Annotated in this window: 4 protein-coding genes; 3 read left to right on the forward strand and 1 reads right to left on the reverse strand. The window is 67.2% G+C overall.

The window, feature by feature from the left end:
* The coding region (locus tag P3W85_RS39705) for a PLP-dependent aminotransferase family protein (protein WP_276268842.1) at positions 1 to 1358 on the reverse strand (1358 nt) is incomplete at its 3' end.
* Between the two features lie 204 nt (positions 1359 to 1562).
* Here P3W85_RS39705 and P3W85_RS39710 point away from each other — a divergent pair.
* The 3 genes from P3W85_RS39710 to P3W85_RS39720 form a co-directional block, all read left to right on the forward strand.
* A complete protein-coding gene (locus P3W85_RS39710) occupies positions 1563 to 1901 on the forward strand; it encodes a DUF2917 domain-containing protein (protein WP_276268843.1) in 339 nt (112 codons plus the stop codon).
* A gap of 415 nt (positions 1902 to 2316) precedes the next feature.
* Positions 2317 to 5619, forward strand: a complete 3303-nt coding sequence (icmF, locus tag P3W85_RS39715) for a fused isobutyryl-CoA mutase/GTPase IcmF (protein ID WP_276268844.1) — start codon at positions 2317 to 2319, stop codon at positions 5617 to 5619.
* A gap of 143 nt (positions 5620 to 5762) precedes the next feature.
* A partial coding sequence (locus tag P3W85_RS39720) for an HIT family protein (RefSeq protein ID WP_276268845.1) occupies positions 5763 to 6178 on the forward strand: 416 nt, incomplete at its 3' end.

Here is a 6178-nt window from a genome sequence, read left to right on the forward strand (position 1 = left end):
TCCTCGATGAAGGCGGAGTTGATGCGGATCCAGGCCGTGGTCTCGCCAGCCGGCCGAAAGTAATTGCCGGGCGCCAGCGTCACGCCGTGCTGCGCGGCCAGCGTCACCAGTTCGCGGGAATCCTCGATGCCGCGCGTGCGCGCCCACAGGAAATTGCCGCCTGCCGGCTCGCAATACACCTCCCAGCCCGCATCGGCCAGGTGCCGTATCGCGCCCGCGGTTGCCTGCCGCACGCGCAGGCGCAAGCGCTCCATGTATTTGCGGTAGGCGCCGCGCTCCAGCAGCGCCGTCGTCACGCTTTCCGCGAAATGCGAACCCGCCACGCTGGTCAGCACCTTCACATCCACCAGGTCCTTCACCAGCGCCTTGTCCGCGACCAGGTAGCCGATCCGCAGCGAGGCCGAGACCGTCTTGGAGAAGCCGCCGATGTAGATCACATGCTCCAGCTGGTCCAGCGTGGCCAGGCGGTCGGTGAAACTAGTCTGGAAATCCGAGAAGATATCGTCCTCGACAAAGCGGAAGCCATGGCGCCGCGCCAGCTCCAGCAGCCGGAACGCCACCGGCGGCGCCAGCGTCGATCCGGTGGGGTTCTGCAGCACGCTGTTGGTGAAGAACAGCTTGGGCTTGTGCTCGCGCAGCAGCGCCTCGGCGGCGTCGGGATCGGGGCCGTTGCGGGTGTGCGGCACGCCCACCAGGCGCACGCCGTGCAGGCGCAGCAGGCCGAACAGGTTGTAGTAGCCGGGGTCCTCGACGAACACCGTATCGCCCGGCTTGAGCAGCCTGCGCACCACCAGGTCCAGCGCCTGGCTGGCGCCCGAGGTGATCAGCACCTGCGGCAGTTCGGCGGCGATGCCCAGTTGCCGCACGCGGGTGAGCACATGCTGGCGGAGTTCCGGCAGGCCCATCGGCGTGGCGTAATGGATCACGCTTTCGATGTTGGTGCGCGAGACCTGGCGGATGGCCTGGGTCAGTCCCTCGATGTCGCGCCAGCTCTCGGGCACGAAGCCGCCCGCCAGCTTGAGCGTGGCGCTGGGATGGTTGAACTGCTCGAGGATATGGCCGGACAGGTCCTCGGCCAGGCTCGGGTCGGACCAGCCATTAGCGGCGCGCGCCAGCAGCGGGCTGTCGGCGACGAAGAAGCCCGAGCCGTGGCGCGAATCGAGCAGGCCCTGCGACACCAGCCGGTCATAAGCTTCGATGACCGGGAAACGGCTGATGCCATGTTCCGCCGCGAGCTGGCGGATCGATGGCAGGCGAGCGCCGGGACGCACCTCGCGCGAACTGATCCAGGTCTTGACCTCGCTGACGATCTGGTCGGTCAGCGGGATGCCGGTAGCGGGAACGAGAGTCAGTTTCATCGGAGGGGCGGTGCCGGAATCGGAATCGAAATCGAAATTGAAGTGTCAGGAAAAACTACTGAACAGTACATCGAAAACTGTTCGCAACTGTTCATGGGATTGTAGTTTGCGCTGTGAATAATGGAAGGTATGCGGAGGAAGGTGCCGGCACCGGCGGAGCCGGGTGGCACGCGACATGGCCGCGATGCAGACTGGAGCAGTGAAATGCGCGAACTACGGATCTTCGAACTCGATGAACCCGGCCGGCCGGTGAGCTGGCGCGCCCGCGAAGGACAGAGCCTGAAGGCGATCGAAGGACGCCTGTGGCTGACGGTGGAAGGTCATCACGCCGATATCTGGCTGTTGCCGGGCGCGGTATTCGCGCTGCCGGGCGGCGCCCGGGTGTGGCTGTCCGGCGAGAGCGAGGGCGCCCGCTTTACGCTGGCCGAGACGCCGGTGCCGCTCTCGTGGCGCTGGCTGGGTGGCCTGGCGCACGCGCTGAAGCGCCGGCTCGGCGAGCGGCGGACCAGCGGTGCCGGTCAATGCCCGGAGCCGGGTCTCTGATGCAAGGCAGGCCGGCGCGCGGGGATGCCCGGCGCCGGCGGCATCCGGGCAGGCTGGTGTCGCGCTGGTCTTCGCCCATTCCGCGCCATCCGTGCTGGCCGGAGCATGGCCAAGTGTCCGGCCGCACCTCGCCGTTCGCGCCGCGCCGGCCCGTCCACGGCATCGATTTCTCCTGAACGCCACCGCAAGTCCCGCCCCCTCATCCCGCCAACTGTGCGAGGATGTCCGCCATGGCTGTCCGCGCCGCGCGGCAGGCAGTGCGTCCGCCGCTTGATTTCCGTTAACGTAAACGTCATATAATCAAGCCGCTGCGACAGTGCCGGGCGGACCGTTCGCCCACGCGAGCCGAGCCGCCTCCAGAGCGGCCGCCGCGGACGTCTTGCGACCAGCCGGAACACCGAACATGGTGGAGACAATGACCGATCTTTCCGATGTGCAGAAGGGTGCCGAGCCAGGCGCTCCCCGCGTGGCGCCGGGACCGGCGGGCGCAGTCAACAAGGTGCGCTTCGTCACCGCGGCCTCGCTGTTCGACGGCCACGACGCTTCCATCAACATCATGCGGCGCATCCTGCAGGCCTCGGGCTGCGAGGTGATCCATCTCGGGCACAACCGCTCGGTGGAGGAGGTGGTCGACGCGGCACTGCAGGAAGACGTGCAGGGCATTGCCATCTCCAGTTACCAGGGCGGCCACGTCGAGTACTTCAAGTACATGGTCGACCTGCTGCGCCGGCGCGGCGGCGAGCATATCCAGGTGTTCGGCGGCGGCGGCGGCGTGATCGTGGCGGACGAGATCCGCGAGTTGCAGGCCTACGGCGTGGCGCGCATCTACAGCCCGGAGGATGGCCAGCGCATGGGCCTGGCGGGCATGATCGCCGACATGGTGCAGCGCTGCGATATCGACCTGGCGCGCTATGCGCCCACCACGCTCGACGCGGTCAGGGGCGGCGACCGCCGCGCGCTGGCGCAACTGATCACGGCGCTGGAAAACGGCAAGGCCGATGCGTCGCTGGCGGATGCGCTGCGCGCCGATGCCGCTCAGGTGAAGACGCCCGTGCTCGGCATCACGGGCACCGGCGGCGCCGGCAAATCCTCGCTGTCCGATGAGCTGATCCGCCGCATCCGGCTGGACCAGCGGGACGCATTGTCCATCGCGGTGATCTCGATCGACCCCTCGCGCCGCAAGTCCGGCGGCGCGCTGCTGGGCGACCGCATCCGCATGAACGCGATCGGCCATCCGAACATCTTCATGCGTTCGATGGCCACGCGCGAGGCAGGCTCCGAGATCTCGCAGGCGCTGCCAGACGTGCTGGCGGCGTGCAAGGTGGGCGGCTTCGACCTGATCGTGGTGGAGACTTCGGGCATCGGCCAGGGCGATGCGGCCATCGTGCCGCACGTGGATCTGTCGCTCTATGTGATGACGCCCGAGTTCGGCGCCGCCAGCCAGCTCGAGAAGATCGACATGCTGGACTTCGCCGATTTCGTCGCCATCAACAAGTTCGACCGCAAGGGCGCGCAGGATGCCTGGCGCGATGTCGCCAAGCAGGTGCAGCGCAACCGCGGGCAGTGGCATGCGAACCTCGAGGAGGCGCCCGTTTATGGCACGCAGGCGTCGCGCTTCAACGACGACGGCGTCACCATGCTCTACCAGGGCCTGCGCGAAGCCCTGGCCGCGCGCGGCCTGCATGCGCCGCCCGGCGTCCTGCCGCAGTTGAGCGGACGCGTCTCCACCGGCCAGAACGCGATCGTGCCGCCGGCGCGCACGCGCTACCTGGCCGAGCTGGCCGATACCGTGCGTGCCTATCACCGCCGCGTGGATGCGCAAAGCCGGCTGGCGCGCGAGCGCCAGCAGCTGCGCGAGGCGCGCCGCATGCTGCTGGCGGCGCCGCAGCCGGCTTCGAACGGCGCGGGCGATGCCCTGCAAACGCTCGCAGCCGAGCGCGATGCCGCGCTTGGCGCGCAGGAGCGCAAGCTGCTGGCGATGTGGCCGGAGATGCGCAAGGCCTATGGCGGCGACGAATACGTGGTGAGGATCCGCGACAAGGAGATCCGCACCGCGCTCACCGGCACCACCTTGTCCGGCACGGCCATCCGCAAGGTGGTGCTGCCGCGTTTCGAGGACGACGGCGAAGTGCTCAGGTGGCTGATGCGCGAGAACGTGCCCGGCAGCTTCCCCTACACCGCAGGCGTGTTTGCCTTCAAACGCGAGAACGAGGACCCCACCCGCATGTTCGCCGGCGAGGGGGACGCCTTTCGCACCAACCGCCGCTTCAAGCTGGTCTCGGAGGGCATGGACGCCAAGCGCCTGTCCACCGCCTTCGACTCGGTCACGCTGTACGGCGAGGACCCGCATACCCGCCCCGATATCTATGGCAAGGTCGGCAACGCGGGCGTATCGATCGCCACGCTCGACGACATGAAGGTGCTGTACGACGGCTTCGACCTGACCAGCCCCTCCACCTCGGTGTCGATGACCATCAACGGACCCGCACCGACCATCCTGGCGATGTTCATGAACACCGCCATCGACCAGCAGCTCGACAGGTTCCGCGCCGACAACGGCCGCGACCCTGGCGCCGGCGAGGAGGCCAAGATCCGCGCCTGGGTGCTGCAGAACGTGCGCGGCACGGTGCAGGCCGATATCCTCAAGGAAGACCAGGGCCAGAACACCTGCATCTTTTCCACCGAGTTCTCGCTCAAGGTGATGGGCGATATCCAGGAATACTTCGTCCACCACCAGGTGCGCAACTTCTACTCGGTGTCGATCTCCGGATACCACATCGCCGAGGCCGGTGCCAACCCGATCTCGCAGCTGGCGTTCACGCTGTCGAACGGCTTCACCTATGTGGAGGCCTACCTGGCGCGCGGCATGCATGTCGACGACTTCGCGCCCAACCTGTCGTTCTTCTTCTCCAACGGCATGGACCCGGAGTACAGCGTGCTGGGCCGCGTGGCGCGCCGCGTGTGGGCCGTGGCCATGCGCGACAAGTACGGCGCCAACGAGCGCAGCCAGAAGCTCAAGTACCACATCCAGACTTCCGGCCGCTCGCTGCATGCGCAGGAGATCGACTTCAACGACATCCGCACCACGCTGCAGGCGCTGATCGCCATCTACGACAATTGCAATTCGCTGCACACCAACGCCTACGACGAAGCCATCACCACGCCCACCGGCGAATCGGTGCGGCGCGCGCTGGCGATCCAGCTCATCATCAACCGCGAGTGGGGCGTGGCCAGGTGCGAGAACCCCAACCAGGGCAGCTTCCTGATAGAGGAGCTGACCGATCTGGTGGAGGAAGCCGTGATGCAGGAGTTCGAGCGTATCGCCGAGCGCGGCGGCGTGCTCGGCGCGATGGAGACCGGCTACCAGCGCGGCAAGATCCAGGAGGAATCGCTGTATTACGAGCAGCGCAAGCACGACGGCACGCTGCCCATCGTCGGCGTCAATACCTTCCGCAATCCCAATGGGGATCCGACCCCGCACACGCTGGAACTGGCACGCTCCAGCGAGCAGGAGAAGCAGGGGCAGCTCGCCCGGCTGGCGGATTTCCAGGCGCGTCATGCCGATGCCGCGCCTGCCATGCTGCAACGGCTGCGCCAGGCCGTGATCGACAACGACAATGTGTTCGCGGTGCTGATGGACGCGGTGCGCGTGTGCTCCCTGGGGCAGGTGACGCACGCCCTGTTCGAGGTGGGAGGCCAGTACCGCCGAAACATGTGATCTGTCGGCCAGGGGTGTATTGCGCCAGGCCCCTGCGTTAAACTCGAAGCCTGCATCAGCCGCGTCTCTTGAGCCGGCATTTTCCGGGCCAGGGGCGTCTGCGCGATGACGCCAGGACCCATACCGCGACCAGTAGGAGTACCGTGTACGATCCCAACAATATCTTCGCTCGCATCCTGCGTGGCGAGCTGCCTTGCAACAAGGTCTATGAAGACGCCGATACCGTCGCTTTCATGGACATCATGCCGCAGTCCGACGGGCACGTGCTGGTGGTGACCAAGGAAGCCGCCGCCGAGCTCTTCGACCTCTCCGATGCCGCCGCCGAGGCTGCCATCCGCACCACCAAGCGGGTCGCCCGCGCGGTGCGCGCCGCCTTCTCGCCGGACGGCATTTCGATCGGCCAGTTCAACGGCCGCGCCGCCGGCCAGACCGTGCCGCACGTGCATTTCCATATCGTGCCGCGCTATGCCGACCGCACCCTGCGCGGCCACGGCACCGACATGCAGGACCCGGAAATCCTCAGCCAGCACGCCGAACGCATCATCGCCGCGCTGCGCGA

Origin of the sequence: Cupriavidus basilensis (assembly GCF_029335485.1) — a bacterium.
Taxonomy (GTDB): domain Bacteria; phylum Pseudomonadota; class Gammaproteobacteria; order Burkholderiales; family Burkholderiaceae; genus Cupriavidus; species Cupriavidus basilensis_E.